We start from the raw sequence: 25,080 nt of genomic DNA, 5'->3' as shown, positions 1-25,080 counted from the left end.
TCTCCGTTATAGTCTATTATTACCTAGATTACAACGGAGAATTTCAATATATCAGAATCTCATCTAACATCATAGAGGACTAGGCGATACTCCCTCAAAAGTCATCTTCACCGGCTTAATATACCCCTTTTCATCAAAATACATCCGATCAATGCAGGTTGCACGACTATTCGCTGCAGTTTCTCCCAACGGACGACGATGATAAACAATATACCATTCATCTTCTCCAGCACCTTTTATCACCGAATGATGTCCCGCTCCTGTGGCTACCGAAAGGTCCTGCTCCAGGATTTTACCCACTCTTTTAAATGGACCGAAAGGGGAATCTGAAATAGAATATGCTACACTATAGTTCGGGAGTCCCCAACCACCTTCCGACCACATGAAATAATATTTCCCATTACGTTTCAACATGAATGGACCTTCCACATAGTTTTCCGGAGTGACTTCTTTGTACATCGTTCCATCCTCGAATGGAACGATACTTAATAGATCCGGAGCCATTTTCACCATATTACAATGTCCCCAACCACCATAGTACATGTAATATTGCCCGTCATCATCTTTGAACACAAACTGATCAATAGGTTGTGCCCCATTAACGATCTTATCAATCAACGGCTTACCCAAGGCATCTTTAAAAGGACCAGCAGGACTATCCGCCGTAGCTACGCCAATTCCTCCCAATTCATTATTATTCTGGATATCATTTGCACCGAAAAAGAGATAGTACTTCCCATTCGCATGAAGTACCGCAGGTGCCCAAAGAGCACGCCGAAGCCAACTGATATTCTCTTTCGCAAGTACCTTAGGATGCTTCTCCCAATGTACCAGATCAGTAGAAGAAAAAGCATCCATAAAAATTTGCTCATCGTAACTTGCCGAATATGTGGGATAAATCCAATATTCATTATCAAAGACCACTCCTTCAGGGTCAGCATACCAGCCTTTAAAAAGGGGATTTCCACTTTTTTTATTCTCTGAAAAACCTGTTTGATACTTCATTGTTTTTCCCGGAAGAGACAACGATGGAGCCACTGCCTCATCCGATACCGCACGTTTATAGTTCGGTTTACTGCTCATCACAAAACGTAACTTCACGCCATCACGTATATCTTCATACTTCAAATAAGATTTATCATACTTCTTACCATTGACATACAATTCCTTCACATACACATTCTTCGGTGACCAATTATCCGCTACCATTTCAATAGATTTTCCATTACTCATCCGAACGGTTATCGCTTCTACACAAGGAGAACCGACATTATACACATTACTCGACGGAGCAACCGGATAAAAACCGATACAGTTGAACATATACCAGGCTGACATCTGCCCACAATCATCATTCCCACTCAACGCATCCGGTGTATCTCCATAGAAACGGTCAACAATAGTACGAACCCATTTCTGACACTTCCAAGGTTCTTTCAGATAATTATAAAGATAGGCCACATGATGACAAGGTTCATTGCCATGCCAATAAGCACCAATACGTCCCTGTATATCATGTGCACCTGGAATATCATCCGGCAATTCTACAGTGAACAATTCATCCAATCGGTTACGGAACCAATCTTCACCAGCTTCATTCATATAACCTTGTATATCTTGAGGAACGTACCACGTATACTGAACAGTAAAGCCTTCCGTTATATCTCCCCATCCATGCACAGAACCGGGACCTTGATAAGCCACCGGAGTGAATGGTGTACGCCAGTTTCCCTTACTGTCCCTACCACGCATATATTTCGTTTCAGGATCAATCAAGGTCTGATAAGAAAGCGCACGATTCAGGAAATAACGATAATCATCTTCCTTACCCAAAGCCTTGGCAGCCTGCGCAATGCAATAATCATCATAAGCATATTCCAATGTTTTCGACACCGATTCCGCTTCTTTATCGAAAGGGACATATCCCATGGCACGATACTCCGGCAGACAGTCATAATTCGGATTCATCGCTGTGGTCTTCATGGCTTCGTACGCACGTTCGTAATCAAAGCCTTTCACTCCTTTCACAATCATGTCTGCCAGTACGGAAACAGCATGATAACCAATCATACACCAGGTTTCATTTCCATAGAAAGACCAGATGGGAAGCATTTTCTCCACACTCTTGTCATAATGTGCCAGCATTGAATTGGCAATATTCGCATTAACATCCTGCTGAACCAAATTGAACCAGGGATGCAGAGCACGATACGTATCCCAAAGAGAGAAGACCGTATAATTGGTAAAGCCCTCTGCTTTCTCTATATTCTTATCCAAGCCACAGAACTGACCGTCCGCATCCTGAAAGATGAACGGGTGCAGAGCGGCATGATAAGCTGACGTATAAAAAGTTCTTTTCGTTTTGCGATCAGCGGTAAGTGTATATTTTCCCAATTCCTTTTCCCACAGAGCTTCACCTTTCGCTTTCAGGTCATTAAAAGTCAGCCCCGCAAGCTCTTTCATATTATTTTTTGCTCCGTTGGTGCTAACAGACGAAATAGCAGTTTTCACAATCACTTCCTCTCCGGCCTTCGTTTCGAAAGAAATACAAGCCATCAAGTTCTTTCCCCAAGCCTCATAGCTACTACGAAAGCGGGAAGTATTGTAAACTACCGGTTTCTTATCCTGCATAAAACGTAAGCCTTTCAGCTTCTTGGAGAAAGTAGCCGTAAAATAAACGTGTCGTTCAGGTCCCCAACCTTTCACCAATTTATAACCGGTAATAGTGGAATCATTTTCCATCCGCAGATTCGCCCATTCACAAGACTGCCATAAAGTATGATTCATATCAATCATTATGAAAGCCTTGTCTGATTGAGGATAAGTAAAGCGAAACATACCACTACGTATTCCTGATGTCATTTCAGCTTTCACTCCATAATCAGTCAATTCCACAGCATAATAATTGGGAGAAGCCCATTCCTTCTCATGTGAATAGCGGGAACGATATCCCTTCTCCGGTTCCTCACGAGTACCCGGGTCCAGTTTCATTTCTCCAGTTCCGGGAATGAACAGAAAATCTCCTAAATCAGGTATGCCCGTCCCACTTAAGTGAGTCAGACTGAATCCCAGCAAAGTAGAATGATTATATTTATAACCGGAGGCTGCGTCATAGTATTTACTGTCTGTGTCCGGGCTCATCTGAATTCCTCCGAAAGGTATTTGTGCACCCGGATAAACATTCCCATAACCGTCTGTCCCAACAAACGGATTCACGTAATCAATCAGTTTCTCGGTTTGAGCCATGCCCGGCAAGATACTCACCAGACACGACCAAACCAAAAACAATCTCTTTTTACCAAATCTACAGATCATATTTATTCTTTATTGTGCTTGTATATCTCCCACAGCTACCTGATACTCGTGCCACAGTTCATCAATGTTATATTCATTCCCTAAAATATGCTTGATCGCTCCATCAAACGACCAGGGAATCACCTCCAACGTACTGCGATTGAATTTACGCAAGAACTCCGGGTCCTTATTATCACGCAACCAAACGAAAAAATAACCCGCTGTACGATACCCGTCCATATAGTTCCCGCCTTTCGGACGTGCGTTAGGACCGTCAAAACCACCATTTACCACACGCACCGCATCTGCCATACCCTCAATAAATGCCCAGAACACCCGATTAGTACCGTATGAGCCAACCCCTTGCGGTTCCAACTGATAAGCATGTGTCAGTTCATGCAAGAGTACTCCGCGTGTTTCAAAAAACAATTTTGCCGTATCATTGGCAGCAAATGATTTCTCAATATGCCGTGTACTATAGAAGATTGTTACATCCCCATTACCACCACCTTTGGCAGAAACGCCTTCGATATCTTCCAACGTATAATGTATTTTATTTACCGTAGGAATACTATCTTCCGGCGAATTATATAGCGTAGCCAATACTTCACGTGCCTGCGCTTTGATATACGATTCCGCATCGGGAATAATCCGGTGATAAATATCCGAGCCCTTCGTTTCCGGTGCTTTATCCTCAAATAAGACGGTTCCTACATTATATTTACCCCATGCATCAGGCGTTATTTTAGCGCGTTCTTTTGAGGTTGCCGAACAAGCCCCCATAGCTACCAACAGGCAGGCTACATAGATCAAATGTCTCTTTTTCATATCTTTATTCTATTATTTATTAATACCTTTGGTTAATGAGTAAGGCTTGTCTTCTGCCGACAAACCACGACGCTTGTTCGGCGATGCAGACATCTTAAACTCAAGTACCCCGCCTTTCAGTATATCTTCATGCGTGAGGTACATCTTATCATAGATTTTTCCATTCAGCTTCAGCGACTGTACATAACGTCTCTTATCACTGACACCGGGAGCCTTAATCTCCAACGTATTCCCATTGGGAAGCTTCAACTTCAGATAAGGCAGATACGGTGATCCCAATACATATTGATCCGTTCCCGGGCAAACCGGATAGAATCCCATCACCGAGAAAAGATACCATGCAGACATCTGTCCGCAATCGTCATTACCACCCAAACCGTTGATATCGTTCTTATACATTTTGTTCAGGATTTCACGTAGCCAGTACTGGGTCTTCCACGGTTCGGAGGTCCAGGCATAGAGATAAGGGACATGGTGGCTCGGTTCATTGCCATGCACATACCCGCCAACCAGACATTCTGCTGTGATATCCTCGTTATGCTCGTAATATTTCTCCGGTAGATGCATGGAAAACAGTTTATCCAATTTATCGACAAACGTCTTTTCTCCTCCCATCAGGTCCATCATCCCAAACACGTCATGCGGCACGTGAAAAGAGAAGTTCCAGGAATTCCCTTCAATAAAGCCCTCGCCATAGGTCTGCAATACATCGAAATCTTTCTTGAATGAACCGTCGCTATAACGGGGACGGGCAAAGCCAATCGTAGTATCATAGATATTACGGTAATTCAAGGCACGCTTCCGATAGGTTTCCGCAATATCCTTTTTTCCGGATTTCAAGGCAGTCTGATAAATGGTCCAGTCATCGTAGGCATATTCCAACGTGGAGGAAGCGGCTGTACCGCTCTTATCCAATGGGATATAACCCAGCTTCATGTAATCTGCTACTCCTTCATAATAAGGTACAGTAGAAGTACTTACCATGGCAGCCAAAGCCTCATCCACATTGGAAAAGACTCCTTTAGTAATGGCATCAGCCAACACTGATACGGCATGATATCCGCTCATACACCAGTTCTCATTCCCCATCATACTCCAGACAGGCAGCATTCCGTGCACACTCTGCTGTTCATGCTTTATCATCGACTCCACCATGTCCGAATTTCGTTCAGGTTTTACCAAATTCAGAAACGGATGTTCTGCGCGGTATGTATCCCAAAGTGAGAATATGGTATAATTCGTGAAGCCTTTCGCCTGATGAATATTATGATCCAGACCGCGATAAGATCCATCCACATCCATATAGACCGACGGATTAATCATCGTATGATAAAGCGAAGTGTAAAGCATTGCTTTCTGATCGGCAGTTCCTTCTACTTCAAAATGATCCAGTTCATTATTCCAGTCTGTACGGGCTGCTTCAGCCAGCTGTTCAAAGCTCTTTCCGGAAGCTTCGGCGCGCAGATTCTTAACAGCTCCCTCGGTGCTGACAGCAGAGAGTGCTACTTTCACAACCAGTTCCGGTTCTTGGGCTGTATCGAAATTGAAATAGGCTACAATCTTACGTCCCGTAATCTCCGGGAAGTTCTTGGCCATATGGAAGCGACGCCAGAAGCCATTGTAAAGCACCTTTTCTTTATCCTTATAGCCATAGTCTCTGACAGGTTGCGACAAAGAAATAGCGAAGTAGGTATAGTTGGTTCTCGCCCATCCGTTTGTGATGCGATAGCCTGTCAATAACGTATCATTCTCCACCCGCAAGTTGGCCCAGAGCACTTTGCCGTCGTAGTTGTATATGCCATGAACCAGGTCAAGGATAAGATGACCGTCTTTTCCTTTAGGGAAAGTGTATTTATGAACTCCTACCCGTTGCGTTGCTGTCAGCTGTGCCTTTATGCCATAATCATCCAGCATCACTTCATAATATCCGGGAGTTGCCTTTTCCGTAGCATGACTGAAACGGGAACGATAGCCCTCATCCGGATGATCCGCCCTGCCGGGACTCAATTTCAGTGCACCGGTAGCAGGCATCAACAAAATATCACCCAAGTCCGAATGTCCCGTTCCGCTAAGATGCGTATGACTGAAGCCGACAATCGTCTTGTCCCGATACTGATAACCGGCGCAATATTCATAAGCGTTCTTCTGATAAGCCCCATTTATGTTATGTGGAATTGTGTCTGTGTCCGGACTTAGTTGCACCCACCCGAAAGGTGTACAAGCACCAGGAAAAGTATGTCCCATACCATTCGTGCCGATGATCGGATTCACATAATCTACCGGCTGTTGAGCCATGGCGGACGACATTGCAACCGCCGCCACAGCTATTATCCCTATTGTCTTCTTTATACCGTACATATATCTATTTACTTTTTATCACGAGAGAAAGAATATGGATAGTCAGTTTCATTCACACCTCTTCCCTTATTGGGTTTATTATCCATATCGAACAGCAGTCGTCCTCCTTTCAATAAATCAAAATGATTCAGATAATTCTTTGTGTAACTCTTTCCATTATAGTTCAATGAACGGATATAACGATTCTCATCACTATTCTTAGGAGCAGAAATTTCAAGCTTCTTGCCATTCTCCAAGGTAATGGTTGCTTTCTTGAAATAAGGAGCTCCCATCACATATTCATTGCTACCCGGACATACCGGATAGAAACCCAGTGCCGTAAACACATACCAGGCGGAAGTTTGTCCGTTATCCTCGTCACCACAATATCCATCCGGAGTGGCGAAGTACAAGCGGGTCATTACCTCACGCAGCCAGTATTGTGCTTTCCAAGGTTCCCCGGCATAATTATACAGGTAAATCATGTGCTGGATCGGTTGATTGCCATGTGCATAATTACCCATATTAGCTATTTCCATTTCACGGATTTCATGAATCACTCCACCGTAATAACTGTCGTCGAATATAGGAGGAAGACTGAATACCGAATCAAGCATGCTCACAAACATCTTCTTGCCGCCCATCAGATCGATGAGTCCCTGCGGATCGTGAAAGACAGACCATGTATAATGCCAGCTGTTTCCTTCGGTAAAGGCATCTCCCCATTTAAACGGATTGAAAGGCGTCTGGAAAGTTCCATCGGAATTTTTGCCGCGCATCAGCTTCGTTTCCGGATCAAACAAGTTGCGGTAGTTCTGGCTTCTCTTCTTATAAAGTTCCAGTTCTTCCGCAGGACGTCCCAACTTCTCACCCATGCGATAGATGCACCAGTCATCATAAGCATATTCCAACGTACGTGCAGCGTTCTCATTGATTTTTACATCATAAGGCACATAGCCCAGTTTATTATAATATTCGTATCCACGACGTCCGGTAGTAGAAACTCTAGGATGCACACTATTGGCTCCTTTCAGCAGACCTTCGTACATTTTCTCCGCATCCGCTTTGGTCACGTTCTTCATGAAAGCATCTGCCACTACAGAAGCGGAATTGTTTCCAACCATGCAGCCGCGATGTCCGGGACTTGCCCATTCCGGGAAGAATCCGCTTTCAAGATAGGTATTCAACAAACCTTCCTGCATCTTTTCGCCCATCGAAGGATATACCAGATTGACAAATGGGAACAGGCAGCGGAAAGTATCCCAGAATCCGGTATCGGTAAACATATATCCCGGACGGATTTCACCATTATAAGGACTATAATGAACCGTCTCTCCCTTAGCATTCACCTCATAGAACATACGGGGAAACAGCACCGAACGATACAGGCAGGAGTAGAATGTACGCATACGGTTCTCATCGTTGTCTTCGACTTTGATACGGCCCAACACATCATTCCAGGCTTTCCGTCCCGCTGCTTTTGTCTGTTCGAAAGTTTTATTCCCAATTTCTTTCAGATTCAGTTCAGCCTGTTCGGGACTGATAAACGAGGATGCTACTTTTGCATGTACCTGTTCGCCTTTCTTCGTTGCAAAACCGATAGCTGCTCCAACATGATTGGACTGTAATTCAAGGTGTTTTTCTACCAAATGATAATCTGCCCATACTTTATTAAAAGTAAAAGGCTTGTCGAACTCTATAACAAAGTAATTCTTGAAATTCTGTGGAACGCCGCCACTATTACGTGTAGTATATCCGACGATCTTATTCTCTTCGGGAATCACCTTCACATAAGAACCACGGTCGAAGGCGTCTACCACCACATAGGCATTGTTTGTTTCGGGGAAAGTGAAACGGAAATAAGCACAACGCTCGGTCGGAGCTATTTCTGTTGTCATGTCATACTCTGACAGATAAACGCTATAATAATAAGGAGTGGCTTTCTCCGCTTTATGAGAGAACCAACAAGCGCGCTGTTCCTGGTCGATCTTCAACTGTTTAGTCATTGGCATGATTGAAAACTGACCGTAATCATTGATCCAGGGACTGGGCTGGTGGGTTTGCTTGAAGCCACGGATTTTATCCGAAGCGTAAGTATAGGCCCAGCCATCACCCATTTTCCCGGTCTGCGGCATCCAGAAATTCATACCCCAAGGCAAAGCAATAGCAGGATAGGTATTTCCATTAGATAACGAGATTTTCGAATCAGTCCCCATCAAAGGATTCACATAGTCTACAGGTGCCTTTTGAGCAAATGTAGAGGCCCCCCCCAATAGCAGGGCTATTGCGAAAGATAGTAGTTTCTTTTTATTCATGGTCTACAAATTAAGCTATTAATACTAGATTATCAAGTGTTTTTATTTACGTTACAAATTAAAGCATCTTTCGGCAATTATCAGTCCTCTGATACGACAAAATAAGAAGAAACATTAATATAGTCAATCAAAGGATAAGAATGTCAATGAGAGTACAAGTTAAATAATTGAGGATCAACACATAATGAATATGCACGTATTACGAGAGTACAACCATCAGACTAACCGTTTAAGTGAGAGAGAGAGGATAATTTGCCTTTACCCTCTCTCCAATTTCACTAGAAACAACTATTTATTATTACCTGATTAATTCCATCCCGGATTCTGGTGTCCTTCCAAAGATGGGTTAGCCTGAATTTCATCCAACGGGATAGGCCATAACAAAGCATATTCAGGAATGGCTCCGGCTCTTGTGCTTCCATCAGGTTTGTTCTGGATTTGAGCCGATGCAAGAGCAGTCCATTTCAATTTTCCTGCTTCAGTAGATGCTTCCGGATATAAGCGAGTACGACGAATGTCATCCCAAATCTTAAATTCTAACGGCAACTCATGCAAACGTTCAGTTAAAATAGACTGTATCAAATCGTTTCCTGTAGCTGTCTCATCCGCCAATCCTGCGCGTTTACGTACTTGGTTAAGGTAATATTTAGCACCACCAACAGCATTGCCTTCCTGTCCTGTTCGCGCCAAACCTTCGGCAGCAATCAGCAAAACCTCCGCATAACGGAATACCGGCATATTATAATCTCCGTCATGACCGTTAATCAAGGAACTCTCATCAAACCATGCCCAGTTTCCTACATTGTTCAAAGTATGCTTCACTCCGTCTGCATCTTCATATTCCCTAAAGAAGAACTGTTTCTCATGTCCCCGGATATCATTATCTGCATAACTGTCAATCAACATATCACAAGGAAGATATGCGTTATACAACACGTCTCCTCCCGGATGGAACACTCCCCACTGGAAAGCATCTGTACCAATAGAACGGCAAGCATAAGAGTTACCTACACTATAATCACTATAATTATATTCTTTAGCATAGATGATTTCAGCAGACTCTTTTGTAGTTTTAATCACATTATACGCAGATTTCAGATCATCAGTCGTCCCATTCGGATCAATAAGGCTGTGAGGACCATCATTGATTACCTTCAAAGCCATCTGTGCAGCCTTACCATAATACTCTGTTCCACCATTCAACGGCGCTCCCGCCCATTGCAGATAAACTTGTGCCAGTAAGGTCTGTGCCATTGCTCTGGTAACATAACAACCATTCTCATAGAACGTCTTATTGGGCAATGCATCTCCGTTGACAATATCCAGCAAGTCAGCTTCAATCTTCGCATAAATCTCTTCGGCAGAAAGACGTTCTTTGTACATACCCTCCGTAGAAGTATAAGGCTCTGATATATAAGGAACACCGCCAAATTCTTTGACTAGCCAGAAATATCCGTACGCACGGAAGAATTTACCTTGAGCCACATAATTATTAATAGTAGCTTCATCCAGCACACCCGTCATGGTCGGAATATTGGCAATAACAAAGTTGGCACGTGAAATACCTTTATAGAACTCATGCCAGTATTTCATTGCAATTTCATCGAAAGACTCAATATTGAAATTACAACCTTCAGATGCAGTAGTAAATGTTCTGTCCTTACGCTTATCAACGTACAATCCGGACACAATGCCACCCCACATGGTTGCTTTAGGAGTCCAGCCACCGCCTACGTCAGTGTTATGCAAATAAGGTACACCCCCAAAATACAATGCGTTCACACCCGATTCCGCATCCGCTTTCGTCTTCCAGAATTGGTCAGACGACTTCATATCCAATGGTTCTTCTTTCAGAAAATCGTCGCATGAATTCAGCAACACAGAAAGTGAACACATACACAATACAGATATATATACTTTTAATAGTTTCATAATTCTTATAGTTTTTATAACGGTGAATTAAAATGCTACATTAAGACCGAACGTAAACGTTCTCGGACGCGGATAGGTAAAGAACTGGCGGTTAGCCCCCCATTTGTTGTCACCTAAACGAGAAGAGTTGTCAGGATCGTATCCATTATAGTCCTTAGAAGTAATCAGGAATGCGTTATTCACATTCGCATACAAGCGCAATGAAGAAAGGCCGATCTTCTTGATCAGTGTCGGATTAAAAGTATATCCGAGCTGAATCATGTTACAACGCAAGTAAGAACCATTACAAACCCAATCGTCATCTGCCTGGTTATTAGCTCCCTGACCGAAGTTATTCAGGCGAATTGCCTGTTCTTTACCTGTCGGGTTGAGAGTAGGATGCCATGCTTCCTTATAAAGACGGTCTATACCGTTGGTGAGGAAACGGGCTACAGTAGAGTGATAATATTCTTGCATTACATCTACTCCCCATGTGAACTGGAAGTCTAATGTCAAATCGAATCCTTTATAATTAAAGGTATTGATAAATGAGCCCATCCAGTCGGGTAGTCCGTTACCTATAATTTCACGTTTCTTATAAGTCACCTTCTCACCGATAGTAGAAGGTATGTTCATTGTCTCTGCATCCCAGTTAGACGGAATACCATCATAAATACCGGCACGCTTATAACCATAGAAAGAAGAGAGTTCTTCACCCTCACGAATCAACATATCGTAACCCACAAAACCGTCGGTTGTAATCTGGCGCTTACCGGTAACCGGGTCAACGGAGGCACTTTCGTCCAACTTCTCTACCTTGTTCTTGTTGAAACCTAAATTAAGAGTGGAAGTCCATTGGAAATCATGTGTCTGGATAGGATATGCTGTGACTAGAATATCTACACCACGATTGGAAACAGCTCCGATATTATCCATGATAGAAGAATAACCAGTTGATTCGGGAACCGGACGGTCGAGCAACAAATCAGAAGTATATTTATAATAATAGGAAATATCGAAATTCAGTCTGTTGTTGAATAAACCCAGTTCGAATCCTAAATCCCATTGTCCGGTCTTTTCCCATTTCAAGTCCGGATTAGGCATATTGTCCAGATAAGACACAACGTGCAGAGCATCACCAATGATCGTATTCGACTGGCTTACTGTAGCCAATGACTTATAAGTACCGATTTCCGAGTTACCTGTCACACCGTAAGAAGTATGTAATTTCAGTTTGCTGATCAGCGAATTATCTTTCAGGAAATCTTCGTTAGAAATCATCCATCCCAAACCTACTGACGGGAAGAATGCATATTTATTGTTCTGTCCGAACTTAGAAGAACCGTCGTAACGACCGGTTACGGTAGCCATGTACTTGTTGTCATAAGAGTATGCCAGACGCAAGAAATAAGAGTTCATTGCCCACTTGTCGTAATCACTGCCAACAGAAGGACGATTCGTACCGGAACCTAAATTATAATATCCATAGAAGTCATCAATATACTTACTGTCGGAAGCTTCGAATTTGGTATAATTATACTCTTGCCAAGACATACCTGCCATCGCATTGATGTGGTGTTTATTTATATCTTTCACATAAGTCAGGTAGGTTTCTTCCTGCCAATAGAAAGAGTTGGAGTTATTTGCAGAAGCTGTTCCTTCAGAATTCTGATTAATCATAGGACGCGGGGTGAACGGTGTGTAGTTAGCGTCGCGATTATTATGATAATCGATACCGAACTGGGTTTTCAGATCCAGCCCTTTCATGAGATGGAAAGTCAAAGCGGCATTTCCAAAGATCTGGGTACGATATTGCATAGCCTCCATTCGTTCAAGCAACTCAACAGGATTACCTACACCTTCGGGACTGAATCCTTGTTTTCCACTATTAGGATTGGACTGATCGTTAAGAATGGCACTTGTATTAATAATATTTGTCTGTGTATATTCACCATCCAGCTTCACAGGCAAGAAAGGCAGCTGTTCGATCATTGTACGCAATGCACCTTGTCCGTAAGGGTTATCAGAAGTTCTGTTACCCCAAGTATGATTCACCAGCAAATTAACGGAAGTAGACAGCCAATCGGTCGGTTTGTCGTCGTATGCCAGTTTGGCGTTGATACGTTTGAAGTAAGAGTTCAGCAAGATACCTTGTTGGTCAGTATAATTAATGAACGCTCCAATAGAAGAACCTTCTCCTGTACGTTGGATGCTGATCTGGTGGTTGTGAGAGATCGCAGTACGGGATGCTTCATCCTGCCAGTTGGTATTGTATTTCGGAGAACCGTCTGCATTGAACAACCGTTCGTCAGTGAATATTTGCGACAGATCTGTTGTGAAGTTTTTACCTTGAAACTCGTTGGCATTTTCCAATCCTTGCTTGAAGGTAGCCATCCATTCGTTAGCATCCATCACGTCTATTTTTTTGGCCATCATACCGATAGACAACGAACCGTCATAGGAAACATGAACTCCCTTTCCTGCACTACCGCGTTTGGTGGTCACCATGATAACACCATTAGCACCACGGGCACCGTAGATAGCAGCAGAAGAAGCATCTTTCAGCACTTCGATAGATTCTATGTCATTCGGATTAAGCAACTCGAAGTTTGACATGACCACTCCATCGACTACATACAGCGGTGACGCTGATGCGTTGATGGTAGAAATACCACGAATAATGACGCGTGATTCTCCACCCGGCTGACCGGTGTTCGAGAAGATATTCACACCAGCCACTTTACCCTTCAATCCGTCAAGCGCATTAAAAGATTGTGCTTTCAGCATGTCTTTACCCTTGGCTGTGGAAATAGAACCTGTCAAATCCGATTTACGCATCGTACCATAACCTACAACGACTACTTCGTCCAGTGCTTTCGTATCCGATTGCAGAACTACGTTCAGAACATTACTCTTTAATTCCGAAACTTTAAATTCTTGTGTGATATAACCAATATACGAAAATACCAAGGTGGCATTGGAAGGAACAGAGAGGGTGTATTTACCGTTAATGTCAGTGATTGTTCCTATACTACCGTTTTTAACTTTCACCGTACCACTGATAACCGCCTCTCCCTGATCATCGGTTACCGTACCGGAGATTGATTTTACAGATTGAGCATTCATGCCCAAACTCAACATCATACCTATTACAAATAAGGTAAGATACTTTAGTTTTTCATTCATAATTCCTTTAAATTTGATTAGTAATAAGGTTAATTCCCTTTAAAAAGATTGTTGCAAATAAAGGTCATTCAAACAAAAGTTAAATGCTCTATTTTGCCAAAAAAACGGCAAAATAAAAACACACTTCTAAAGCACACCGTGACCAATTAGAGCACAAATTAACACACTAATAATCAATACAATAAAGTTATAGTAGGGAAATCAGAGCACAAGACAGTGACAAACTGTTTAATAATAATGCAGCAAAATTAATCAATACAAAAGAAATCCCGCCCGGCAATCAGTTTGCCTTTCGCTGTTCCCGATAATCTTTCGGTGTCATCCCGAACCGGCGGGTAAATTCTTTATAAAAGTAAGAACGACTGGAAATGCCTACTTCCATAATAACGTCCTGGATAGAGAGCTCTTCATCAAGTAACAGGCGAGCCGCTTTCTCCATACGATAACTTTTTATCAAATCTCCAGGAGCTGTATTGGAAATTTCTTTGAATTTACGATAGAACTGGCGGGAACTCATCGCCATACGATCGGCTATTAATGTTGATCCTAATTCTTCCTTGTCTAAATTTTCTTCGATTACCTTTAGCAATTTACGAATAAAATCAGCCTGTTCGGTAGTTGTACAGACAATCTGCCCTGCCAAATCTCCCAACTCTTCCATATATACCTGTTTTGCTTCCCGTTTTCCATAAATAGCATTATGGACAACCTCTCGCAGAAATAGAATATCATAAGGGAGCACAATATAAGAATCAGACCACAAAATCAACTCCTTCTGAATGGCTGAACCCACTTCCCAAGTAAGCAACGGAATAAAAGCTGTCTTTGAAAGCAGGGTACGGTTCCTGCTAACATACTCCATGAAAGTGCTTTCGGCATCTACATACATGGTCATATCCACCAGTAGCAAAGCCGGAGCCGACCGACGGATTTCTTCAAAAGCAAGCTGCACACTCTTTACCTGATGAACCACATATTCATCAGCCAGAAAATTACTGATTAACCAAGTCATTTCATCCCTGTCTTCCAGTAAAAGTACTGTTTTCTTCCCTTGTTCACCAACTACGGTTAAGACTGCCGGTTCAAAGACAATCGTCAGTCGGTTGCTGCTCTCATCGTTGCCATAATGAAGAGTGGCATGAATCCGTTCTAAGGCTGACCGGACAAACCCTAACAACAAATGTATGCAAAATGCATGGTCGGAATCTTTCTCTACGACAGAAGAGGTCTCACCAGAAAGGTATTCATAGAGTGTTTTCACCGTAGCATCTTTAGAAGAAAAATGTAGCTGCATCTTACCGTCTTGTTCTGACATATCTACCATTACCCCATGTGTAGCTTTCGTTTCGGCAATCCGAAGATAGCAACAATAAAGGATACTGTACAATGCGTTTTTATAGACTGGAAACGTCAAATGTTCCGGTATCACTGATGTTATGGAAGAATGATCGATACCTTGTTCTTCCAATGTACGAAGTACTTCCTGGGAAACTCCTTGGATACTCATACGCGCAGAAACAATGAACCGATCCGGAAAGAATTGCTTAAGTTCTTCCAAGTGTAAAGTGGCCGGGTTTAGAAGGGCGGTCATCACCGTTTCACGTATGAGTGACACCTTCTCGAGACATTGCTCATAAGAAAGATTCTCGGCACGCAACTGGTCGCAATAATTATAAATAAGGGTAAAATCTTCAAGTACTTTGCGATCCGTATGGAAAGTTCCGGATTTCCCGCGGCTTTCTGTCCCCATCAGCCTTTTCATCATCCGTTCCTGAAGGAAGTTTTTACGAAGCAAATATACTACGTAACCTAACAACAGCAGGAAAAAGATAAAATAAATAAGATAAGCCGGTGCAGAACGATACCATGGAGAGAGAATATGCACTGGAATAGAGAAATGCCGATATTCCGTATCAAACACATCCCTCTTGTAGCGTACTTTAAAGATATAATCACCTGCCGACACTCCTGTATATGAAGCTTCATTGATACTACTAAAAGAGGTCCAGTCTTTGTCATATCCTTCCAGCTGGTAAGAATATTCGATATCCTCTCCTGATAAAAAATCCGGCACAACAAAAGAAAGAGTAAACGAAATCTCCGTCCCCTTAAATTGCAATGCCTTACCATCATCCGTATAATAATCTCCTTGAAGCACCTGCGTACGTCCAATCGTCAACTTACGCAACAAAATATCCGGATAGAATTCCGGAGCTGTCTGCATTTCCTTATCCAGATACAGCAAGCCGTTAATCCCACCGAAAAAAAGTTCCCGTGTATAGGGACACATATAATAAGCATCATCACTGAACTCGCCAATCTGAACACCTGCACTATAATAGTATGCGTGTGATGACCCGTTTATCGGGTTATATTTAATCAGTCCCCGGTTCGTTCCAAGCCATAAAAGCCCGCTCTCATCTTCGAGTATCCCATGAATCATATCATTGAGCAACCCTTGTTCCCGCCCTATATAAGTGGCTTCCATCTGTTTCCCATTAAAATTGAGACATACCAATCCGGAGGTCGTTCCCACATACAAGAGTCCTTCTTTTGTGCGATACAAACTAAGCACGTCGTCTACCGATTTTTGAAGCATTTCTTTCAGAGAAATCACTTTATACTCTTCTGTTCGCTTATCAAACCGTACGAGTCCTTTTTCCCGACTGCCAAGCCACAATATTGAATCTCCCTCGGCCAGCATCGGATAGAACATCGTTATTTCCCGCTGACCGTGAAAGAAATGGTAGCTTTTCTGCGATTTGAGACGAATGCCACCTGCCCTCTTCTCAAGTATCAACTTACGGAAACCGGAACCGGCCGTTACCACATAAAGTACACTATCATTTTCCTCATAAATGCCATGTATCTCGGTGGGCTGTGCCGACAAATTCTCCACACCATGCAAAGCTTGATCTGCAAAAGAGTAATAGAAAAGCCCCGGATCACCAGACCCAATCCAAAAGCCATCCATATAATGACTCTGAACCAGTTTATAAACAGTAAATTCTTCATTCCACCGTATATAAGATGCAGCATTTTGCTTGCCTCCAGGAGAATAGACTGTAACGGAAGAAGCATCTACACTCTCGCGGTAATCCGGTATATGCAACAGTCCGTCACCTTTCGTCCCGAACCATAGCCCACCACGATTGTCTGTCATAACAGAGCGTACCTGCCTGCTTAAGTTAGACGACAGTTGATTGAGTATTAGATTAGTGGCAATAGAATATTTCTTCGCATACATGATAGTTCCTTGTCCGTCCGAAGCAACCCATAAAACATTCTGATGAGGGTCTCGATAAATACTGTATATACGTATATTACGGTCAACCACTTCTTCTTGATATTTCTGCGAAGTACGAAGACGTACCAATCCGTTCGTTCTAAAGCCTATGATAATATCTTCGTAGAAAAGGGCTATTCCTGCAATTGTGCCATACTTCTGCACTAATGGAGATAGGTTACGAATATATATTTTAGACTGTCGGGAAATATCATAAACATAGAGGTCATATTCACTATCGACAAAACAAAGAACACCATTCTGATAAAAGACATCTTCAATGGGTTTCGCATGAAAATTGGCAGATGAAACAGTGGAATAAATGGATAATGTGTCGCAATCAAAAGCATCCTGTGAAACCTGCAACAGTTCTCCTGTATGTTGGGGAAAAATCCACAAGACACCATCATCTGTTACAAATGCCCGTTTATCCATATCTTCAATGGAGACTTTCAGATTCTGAACCTGCATAAACCGTTTGCAAGATGTATTATAGTAATAAATCCCATCATGACTCACCACCCATGTGTTTCCTTTAGAATTGGAATGTAAATAATAATCATCTGCAAAATCATAATAGCCGACGACTTGCCGCGTATCTTGTGAAAGGCGATTGATCCCTAAATGCGTAGAAACCCACAAACAATTATTATCCGCCTGCTGAATAGAATGAATCACATTGTTACTCAAAGCTTTGGGGGCTGAAAAATCAGAGCGGAAAACTTCCATGCTTCTGCCGTCATAACAATTCACTCCATCGTAAGTACCGAACCACATCAATCCTGTATTGTCTTGAAAAAGACACAGCACAGCGCTATTGGATAATCCCTGCTGATAATCTACTTTCCGGAAGATATATGAATCTTTACCGCCATCTGCCTGACAGACCAATGAATAAATCAATAGAACAAAAGGAAAAATCAAGCGTATTTTCATTGTGTTAATCATTAATATCATCTATTAAATATCAGGCAACCGCTTATATGTTTTGTTTCGCATTGCGAAAGAAAATAGTCATTAATAATCGATGTCTTTAATTCTCTTTACACAAAGATACGTTTTTATACGGAAAATGCAACTCTATTTTATCAAGCAACTCTATTTTTCAGCAATTACCTCACTACTAATTCACACAATCTAAGAGTCTGCCTTTTCCATTCTTGCCAGCTCCCATCCGCGAAATAGACAATCTTTACCTCCGTCTCGCTACCCCAGACCGGAAAAAAGTCCTGCCAATTAAAATTATCTGATACAAGAATCCATCGGCTGTTTGAACAACGCACACTGAATCAGTTACAACTGAAGAAGGAAACAACCAAAGAACTCCATTATCAATCACAAATGCACGCTGCTCCATATACTCCATAGGTAAAGCTGAAGTCTATACTCGGATAAAACTTTGCTGCTTTGTATTATAATAATAAATTCCACCACTGCCAAGTACCCATGTGTTTCCCTGATTGTTGGAATGGACATAATAATCACCTGAAAAATCGTAGTTACCTACCACCTGTCTTGTCTTTTGTGAAAATCGATTTACCTCTAAATGAGTAAAAATCCATAAACAGCTGCTATCAGCCTGCGAAATGGAATAGATTACTGATAAAATTGGTACCGTTCGCATGCTCTTTGATTTGTTAGTTCCTTCCTAGTCTCAACAGAAGTGTACATACAAAAGACGTGAGACCACTAAACTTATATCCAAGTGCAGGTTCTGGACTACCTCTGTGTTGAATATAAGCAAAAACAGCTCACGCCCTTGACTGTAATATCAGTACCTAAGTGCAGCATACGAACCAAAGGGAGAACGTTGTGTTTATTTCCTCAACACAGCTTGAATTGTCCAGATTCGCACTTGAGAAAAAGCACTAAACGCTTCCTTATAATAAAGACGTCCCAAAGGACAGTACAAATATACTACAATTTTCCTTTAATTATCCTTTTCATATATCAAATCTACATATATAAACCATTTATTTATCATTGATATAAGAGCTATAAAGCTTTGTATATCAATCAATACTCTTGTGTCATATTTATTTTAACGAAGAAAAGAAGTAAGCTATATTGACCACTGTTTTCTCAATACCGCTTACTTTTCATACAATCTATTAATAGAAAAGTTGCTCTTGATTAAGTTCAAACTTTCTTTTTATTAACAGTAAAGTTGCTTTTCATTCGTTCCAATCTATAAATGCAACCTTCATTTATAAAAACAAAGGTTCCGTTTTTAAAAACAAAGCTTGCATTTATAAAAATGAAGCTTGCATTTTAAGTTTGCACATAATAAAAGAGAAGTTTACTATTGGACAAAAGGAAGTTTAGATTTAATCAAAAGAAACTTTATTGTTAATACTCAAGAAAGAGAATAACTATCATTCAGTTGGATATCATCCTAATAAAAAAAGTCTCGTATATCATGTGAGACAGCTCATTCAGCTATCTTTATGATATACGAGACTCCTATATTATAAACAAGATCCTATTCTACAGGATATTATTTTGCTAATTCATTAATTACATCCATAATTTTCTGACCGATTTCTTCGGCAGCTTCCATGGTAGACGCTTCGCTATATACGCGGATGATCGGCTCTGTATTACTTTTACGCAAATGTACCCATTTGTCGGCAAAGTCAATCTTCACACCATCGATATCGTTGATTTCTTCATTCTTATAGATTTCCTTTACTTTTGCAAGGATAGCATCTACATCAATTTCCGGAGTCAGGTCGACACGGTTCTTAGCTATGAAGTAAGGAGGATAAGTGGCACGAAGCTCACTAACTTTCTTTCCTTCATGAGCCAGATGGCTAAGGAATAAAGCAATACCTACCAATGCATCACGACCATAGTGGCTGGCAGGATAGATCACTCCACCATTTCCTTCACCACCGATAACGGCATTGGTTGCTTTCATCTTCGTTACGACGTTTACTTCGCCTACTGCAGAAGCACTGTATTCCATACCATATTTACGGGTTACGTCACGCAGAGCACGGGTAGAGCTCAAATTGGAAACTGTATTACCCGGAGTATGTTTCAGCACATAGTCAGCCACAGTAACCAGTGTATATTCCTCACCGTACATTACTCCATTTTCGCAAATCATTGCCAAACGGTCAACGTCCGGGTCTACAACGAATGCTACATCTGCTTTGCCCCCTTTCATCAGGTTCATGATGTCACCGAGGTTCTTTTCAAGCGGTTCAGGGTTGTGTTGGAAGTTTCCGGTAGGTTCACAATAGAGTTTTTCTACATGTTTCACACCCAAACGTTCAAGAAGTTCAGGGAGAATGATACCGCCTACAGAGTTCACACAGTCAATCGCTACACGGAAATTGGCTTTCTTGATAGCTTCTACATCTACCAAGTCGAGAGCCAATACACTGTCGATATGTTTCTGATTATAAGTCAGGTCTTTGCGGTAAGATCCCAGATGGTCGACATCGGCATAGTCAAATTCTTCAGCTTCAGCAATACGAAGTACTTCGTTACCTTCGGCTGCATTCAGAAATTCACCATGTTCATTCAGCAATTTCAGTGCATTCCACTGTTTCGGGTTATGAGAAGCTGTCAGGATAATACCGCCACAGGCGCCTTCCATTGTTACAGCAAGTTCTGTGGTCGGGGTAGAAGCTAGATCAATGTCTACTACATCCCAGCCCATTCCCATCAATGTGCCGACTACTACGTTTTTTACCATTTCACCGGAAATGCGGGCATCACGTCCCACAACAATCTTATTACTCTTTGCCTTGCAGGTTCTACGAATCAAAGTAGCATAAGCCGAGGTGAATTTTACAATGTCAAGCGGGTTCAGTCCTTCTCCCGCTCCTCCGCCGATAGTTCCGCGGATTCCAGAGATAGATTTGATTAGAGTCATAGGTTCTCTACTTAAAGATTTGATTTATCTAAATGTTAGTGCTTTAGCTTTTTGCTTTCTCAAACTTCCGGATATCATAGAAATAAGGATTGACATATTGTTGTGCAAGTGTATGTCCCATCTTGGAAGGTATAATCAGGCGTACATGTGCATTATTACGCAAATAAGGTAAGGCAATCAACCATCCGGATGGAATTGCAGTTCCATAACCATTACTATTCCATAATAAATCGTAATCCAAACTACCGGATAAAACGATTCCATAAACAGTAGACGCGTTTTGCACATAACGGAATGTTAATGGAAACTTATAATAATCTGGAACATCCATCCATCTTTCCAAAGGAACATTGAAACATGTAGTATCTCCTGTCATCATATCCTGTTCTACATAGCGGGTACAAATGACATTATTGTTAGCAAAAGTATCTACCTCATTAATAACTTCAACTCCATTCTTATCCTCTTTTCCTCCACGATCTACGATCTGCATATATACTCCATTGGAGAAAGCAACGTATTCGTCATATTCATTCCCCGCTTCTTTAGAAGCTGTAATAGTATCCCGTTCAAACTCTTCCAGTGAAATGACACGGATATCATTATCTTTGATGAACTTATTCACCGCATTTTTCTCGTCTTCCAGCATTTCTGCATAAGTCTTCGAATTGTCGCATGCCTGGAACAGACTTCCGGCGGTTAACAAAGAGAGAAATAAAAATACAAGTTTCTTCATTATCTGTTATTTAGCTATATTCCGCACAAATGTATCTCAAAATCATTAAAAGTTGAAAGGGGGAAGTTGAAAGTTCGTATCTTTTAACCTTTCCATATTCACTTTTAACCTTCCATCTTTAGCTTTTCGCTGTTAGTAAAGGTTTATATTTCTCAAGCGCTTTCTCAAAAACCGCTTTTGCCTCTTCCATCGTTCCGAAAAATTCACCGCCCGAAGCATTCAAGTGGCCTCCTCCATGGAAGAATTCGGCAGCTAACTGATTGCATGGGAAGGTTCCTACTGAACGAAGGGATATTTTAATCATCGGTTTCTCGGTATCTTCCCTCAAGAAGCAAGAGAAACAGACATTTTTAATGGAAAGGGGAATATTAACAAAGCCTTCGCTATCGCCTTTTATATAGTTGAATTTACTTTGCTCTGCTTTTGTCAGGGTGATTAAAGCCGAATTAGATTCCGAATACACAGTCATGTTCGATAATACATATCCCATCAAACGTAGACGGCTCTCCGAATAGGTGTTGTACACCTTACGATAAATATCATCTTTATCGATTCCTTTAGAAAGGAGTTCGCTAATGATAAAATAAATCTCCCGGTTGTTCGAGTTATAGGTGAACCCACCGGTATCTGTCATCATTCCTGTGTAGATACATTCTGCGCCTTCCTTGGAGATATCACTGAAATATCCCATACGGCAGATAAGACGGAATATCAGTTCGGAAGTAGAAGATATTTTAGGATAGGACATTACTATCTTACAGAAATCTTCGGGATATAAATGATGATCGATCATTATTTTACGTGCCGGAGAAGCGGCCACAGCATCTGCCATATCGTCAATACGCTTCAGTGCATTGAAATCGAGGCAACAGATGACGTCTGCTTCGGCGATCAATTTATCTGCAAAGTCTTTGTAACGGTCATACAACAGGATATCCTTACTGCCCGGCATCCACCGCAAAAAATCGGGAAAAGCATTCGGCACAATTACGTTTACTGTTTTCTCTTGTGAATCCAAGAAATGATATAATCCCAGTGAAGAACCGATAGCATCGCCGTCAGGAGAAACATGAGATACAATTACTATTTTGTCAGCTCGTTCAAACCATTTGGTGAAATGGTCTATTTTGGCTTGTTCAATTACTTTCGTCAACATACTCTTATACTTTATCAAGGTGCAAATGTACGATAAATCTTTGTACTTAGAGCAAAAAGCGGACAGAACCTTCGTCGGATAGCGAGATAAACCGCAGACCGGATTGTTTGCATTCGCTTTCAAGGAGGTGTCTGCGGTATTCCGAGAGAGATGCGTCCAATATGACGTAAGAGAAAGAAAAGATTCGGGTGAGCTCTTCCAGATGTCCGTCATACCCTTTGCATAAGTAAAGATACTGAATAGATAACGGAGAAACGGTGGTTTTGTTCCGCCAATGGTTATCGTTTATTACACAAATATGACAGCCATGATAGGATATAATCTGCTGCTGACGGTTAAGTTCCATATACCGGCAATCGCCAGTTATTTCTTTGGGAGGCAGAAGGTGATGATGCTTCCAATAGTTAGCAGTCATACGTTTCAGACGTTTTTCATTGGGGATAGTATCTACATAGTTTATCCAGGAACGTCCATCGCTCTCAATGCAATGTACTGCAGGGCAACCGCGCACGTTATAAAAGACCAGACTTGTCCGGGGACGATCTAGCCAATATAATGTTGCATGATAAGTTCCTAGTAATAAGATAGAAAAAAGACAAATCAATAAATTCCGGTATCGACGGTTCATGAAATAATAGGTTAACAAAGAGCCAACGATATAGATACCCAATATTTCTGACTGATAAAGCCAGATTCCATCTATAGAAGCGTAAGGAAGCTGTTCCACCCATCGGACGAAGAAATTAAGTCCTTCCAATAGTTTCTTAACACCTTCGGCCACTACGATCTGAAGCCACGAAAGAGGAGTTAGAAGAAGCATAATGACAGCAGCATACAGGATAATCGTAATGAAAGGAATAACAACCAAGTTCGTCAATAGAAAATGTACAGAAAACCGGGAGAAATAAAACATGACAAGCGGAGCTGTTCCTATTTGTGCAGCAACAGACACACTTATCAGTCCCCAAATATATTTTCCTATTCTACCTTTCATCGTAATCAGGTGATAGATTGGCTTTTGAATCAATAGGATGGAAGCAACAGCAAGGAAAGAGAGCTGGAAACCAACATCAAACAACCATGCCGGATTGCAGAATAACATCAACCATGCAGCTGCCGCCAATGTATTTAAAGATAGCGGTTGGCGACCAACCATATCTGCCATTGCTAAAATCGAAAACATACTGACCGAGCGTACTACCGAAGGAGAAAGTCCTGTGAAAAAGGCAAAAGCCCATAATAGGATAAGAAGAAGAACAGAACGTATAACTCTACCTATATTTCCTCTTCGGGCAATAGGTTTCAGTATGAAAAAGAGCAATGTATATAAAAGCCCGATATGCAAACCGGATAGAGCTAGAATATGACTTGCACCGGCCACCGAATAACTCTCACGAACCGAATCACTTAGTTCCGTTTTGTCTCCTATGGTCAGTGCTGAAAGTACAGCCAGTTCATCGCCGGAAAACCCTAGTTTCTGATAAAGTGAAATCATCTTTCTTCGGCAAGAGCTGGCTATACTTTTGAGATCAAGGTTATTCATTCCGTCCTGTTTTGTCCATTTCCCGGATGCAACATATCCTGTTCCACTGATTCCTTTCCGCATCAGGAAGCGGGCATAATCAAATTCATCAAAGTTGCGATTATTGAGAGGGGGAGAAATACGGGCAGAAATCAGCAGTTCATCTCCACTTTTCAACCGGGTGACGGCCGAATCTTGCTGTAGATAAAGGATTGCAGCACGTTCTATCGGATATGTGCCGGCAGTATCACGACGTTCCTTTAATAATGTCTGGCAGAGGTAAGTATGTTCTTTCGCTTGAGGTGCATCCGTTATTAAAACCCGATACACTGTTTCTTCTTCCGGAAAAGAGTAGACAGCGTGTTGTAATTGCCAAGTTATTCCAAACCACCCTCCTATAAAACAAAGGATAGAGACAGCTAATCCAAAGCACCATCGCAAAGAATGGCGTTTCAGGAAATAAAGAACAAACAATAAAGCAATACAAAGTCCAAGAGCTAGAATACTCCAAAAAGGTTCCCATGAACGGTCAAAAAAATGATCTCCACAAAAAACGCCTGTTATCCAAGGGATAATCAGGCGTATATAGGGATATCGATGGATGTAAAAAGTACTCAACAGAA

At 41.7% G+C, this 25,080-nt stretch carries 11 protein-coding genes; all 11 read right to left on the bottom strand.

What is annotated here, in order from left to right:
- Positions 1-69: 69 nt before the first annotated feature.
- Positions 70-3,315 carry a GH92 family glycosyl hydrolase gene (locus H8796_RS10385; protein ID WP_117934479.1) on the bottom strand — a complete coding sequence of 1,082 codons (3,246 nt, stop codon included), beginning with the start codon at positions 3,313-3,315 and terminating at the stop codon, positions 70-72.
- Positions 3,316-3,324: 9 nt separating this feature from the next.
- Complete coding sequence (locus H8796_RS10380) at positions 3,325-4,122, bottom strand: basic secretory family protein (RefSeq protein ID WP_117934481.1); 798 nt, start codon at positions 4,120-4,122, stop codon at positions 3,325-3,327.
- Between the two features lie 12 nt (positions 4,123-4,134).
- Entirely contained in the window at positions 4,135-6,480 is a 2,346-nt protein-coding gene (locus H8796_RS10375; RefSeq protein ID WP_117934483.1) for a GH92 family glycosyl hydrolase, read from the bottom strand.
- Between the two features lie 8 nt (positions 6,481-6,488).
- Positions 6,489-8,774, bottom strand: a complete 2,286-nt coding sequence (locus tag H8796_RS10370; protein ID WP_117934486.1) for a GH92 family glycosyl hydrolase — start codon at positions 8,772-8,774, stop codon at positions 6,489-6,491.
- 306 nt (positions 8,775-9,080) lie between these two features.
- Complete coding sequence (locus H8796_RS10365) at positions 9,081-10,706, bottom strand: RagB/SusD family nutrient uptake outer membrane protein (protein ID WP_117934489.1); 1,626 nt, start codon at positions 10,704-10,706, stop codon at positions 9,081-9,083.
- Between the two features lie 27 nt (positions 10,707-10,733).
- Positions 10,734-13,871: a TonB-dependent receptor gene (locus tag H8796_RS10360; RefSeq protein ID WP_117971439.1), complete on the bottom strand. Its 3,138-nt coding sequence runs from the start codon at positions 13,869-13,871 to the stop codon at positions 10,734-10,736.
- 280 nt (positions 13,872-14,151) lie between these two features.
- Positions 14,152-18,105, bottom strand: a complete 3,954-nt coding sequence (locus H8796_RS10355) for a helix-turn-helix domain-containing protein (protein WP_117934624.1) — start codon at positions 18,103-18,105, stop codon at positions 14,152-14,154.
- 1,549 nt (positions 18,106-19,654) lie between these two features.
- The gene (glmM, locus tag H8796_RS10350; RefSeq protein ID WP_004305440.1) at positions 19,655-21,043 is read right to left on the bottom strand and encodes a phosphoglucosamine mutase; all 1,389 of its coding nucleotides are present in this window, start codon (positions 21,041-21,043) and stop codon (positions 19,655-19,657) included.
- Between the two features lie 43 nt (positions 21,044-21,086).
- Positions 21,087-21,779: a DUF4827 domain-containing protein gene (locus tag H8796_RS10345; protein WP_117934495.1), complete on the bottom strand. Its 693-nt coding sequence runs from the start codon at positions 21,777-21,779 to the stop codon at positions 21,087-21,089.
- 118 nt (positions 21,780-21,897) lie between these two features.
- Complete coding sequence (locus tag H8796_RS10340) at positions 21,898-22,935, bottom strand: bifunctional oligoribonuclease/PAP phosphatase NrnA (RefSeq protein WP_004297310.1); 1,038 nt, start codon at positions 22,933-22,935, stop codon at positions 21,898-21,900.
- 46 nt (positions 22,936-22,981) lie between these two features.
- Positions 22,982-25,075 (bottom strand): ComEC/Rec2 family competence protein, encoded by a 2,094-nt coding sequence (locus H8796_RS10335; protein ID WP_117934497.1) that lies wholly within the window; start codon positions 25,073-25,075, stop codon positions 22,982-22,984.
- Positions 25,076-25,080 lie beyond the last annotated feature (5 nt).

The sequence above is a fragment of the Bacteroides sp. M10 genome (assembly GCF_014334015.1).
GTDB classification, from domain to species: Bacteria; Bacteroidota; Bacteroidia; order Bacteroidales; family Bacteroidaceae; genus Bacteroides; species Bacteroides intestinigallinarum.
Note: the sequence above shows the minus strand (reverse complement) of the source record. Positions and strands in the feature narration are given on the sequence as shown.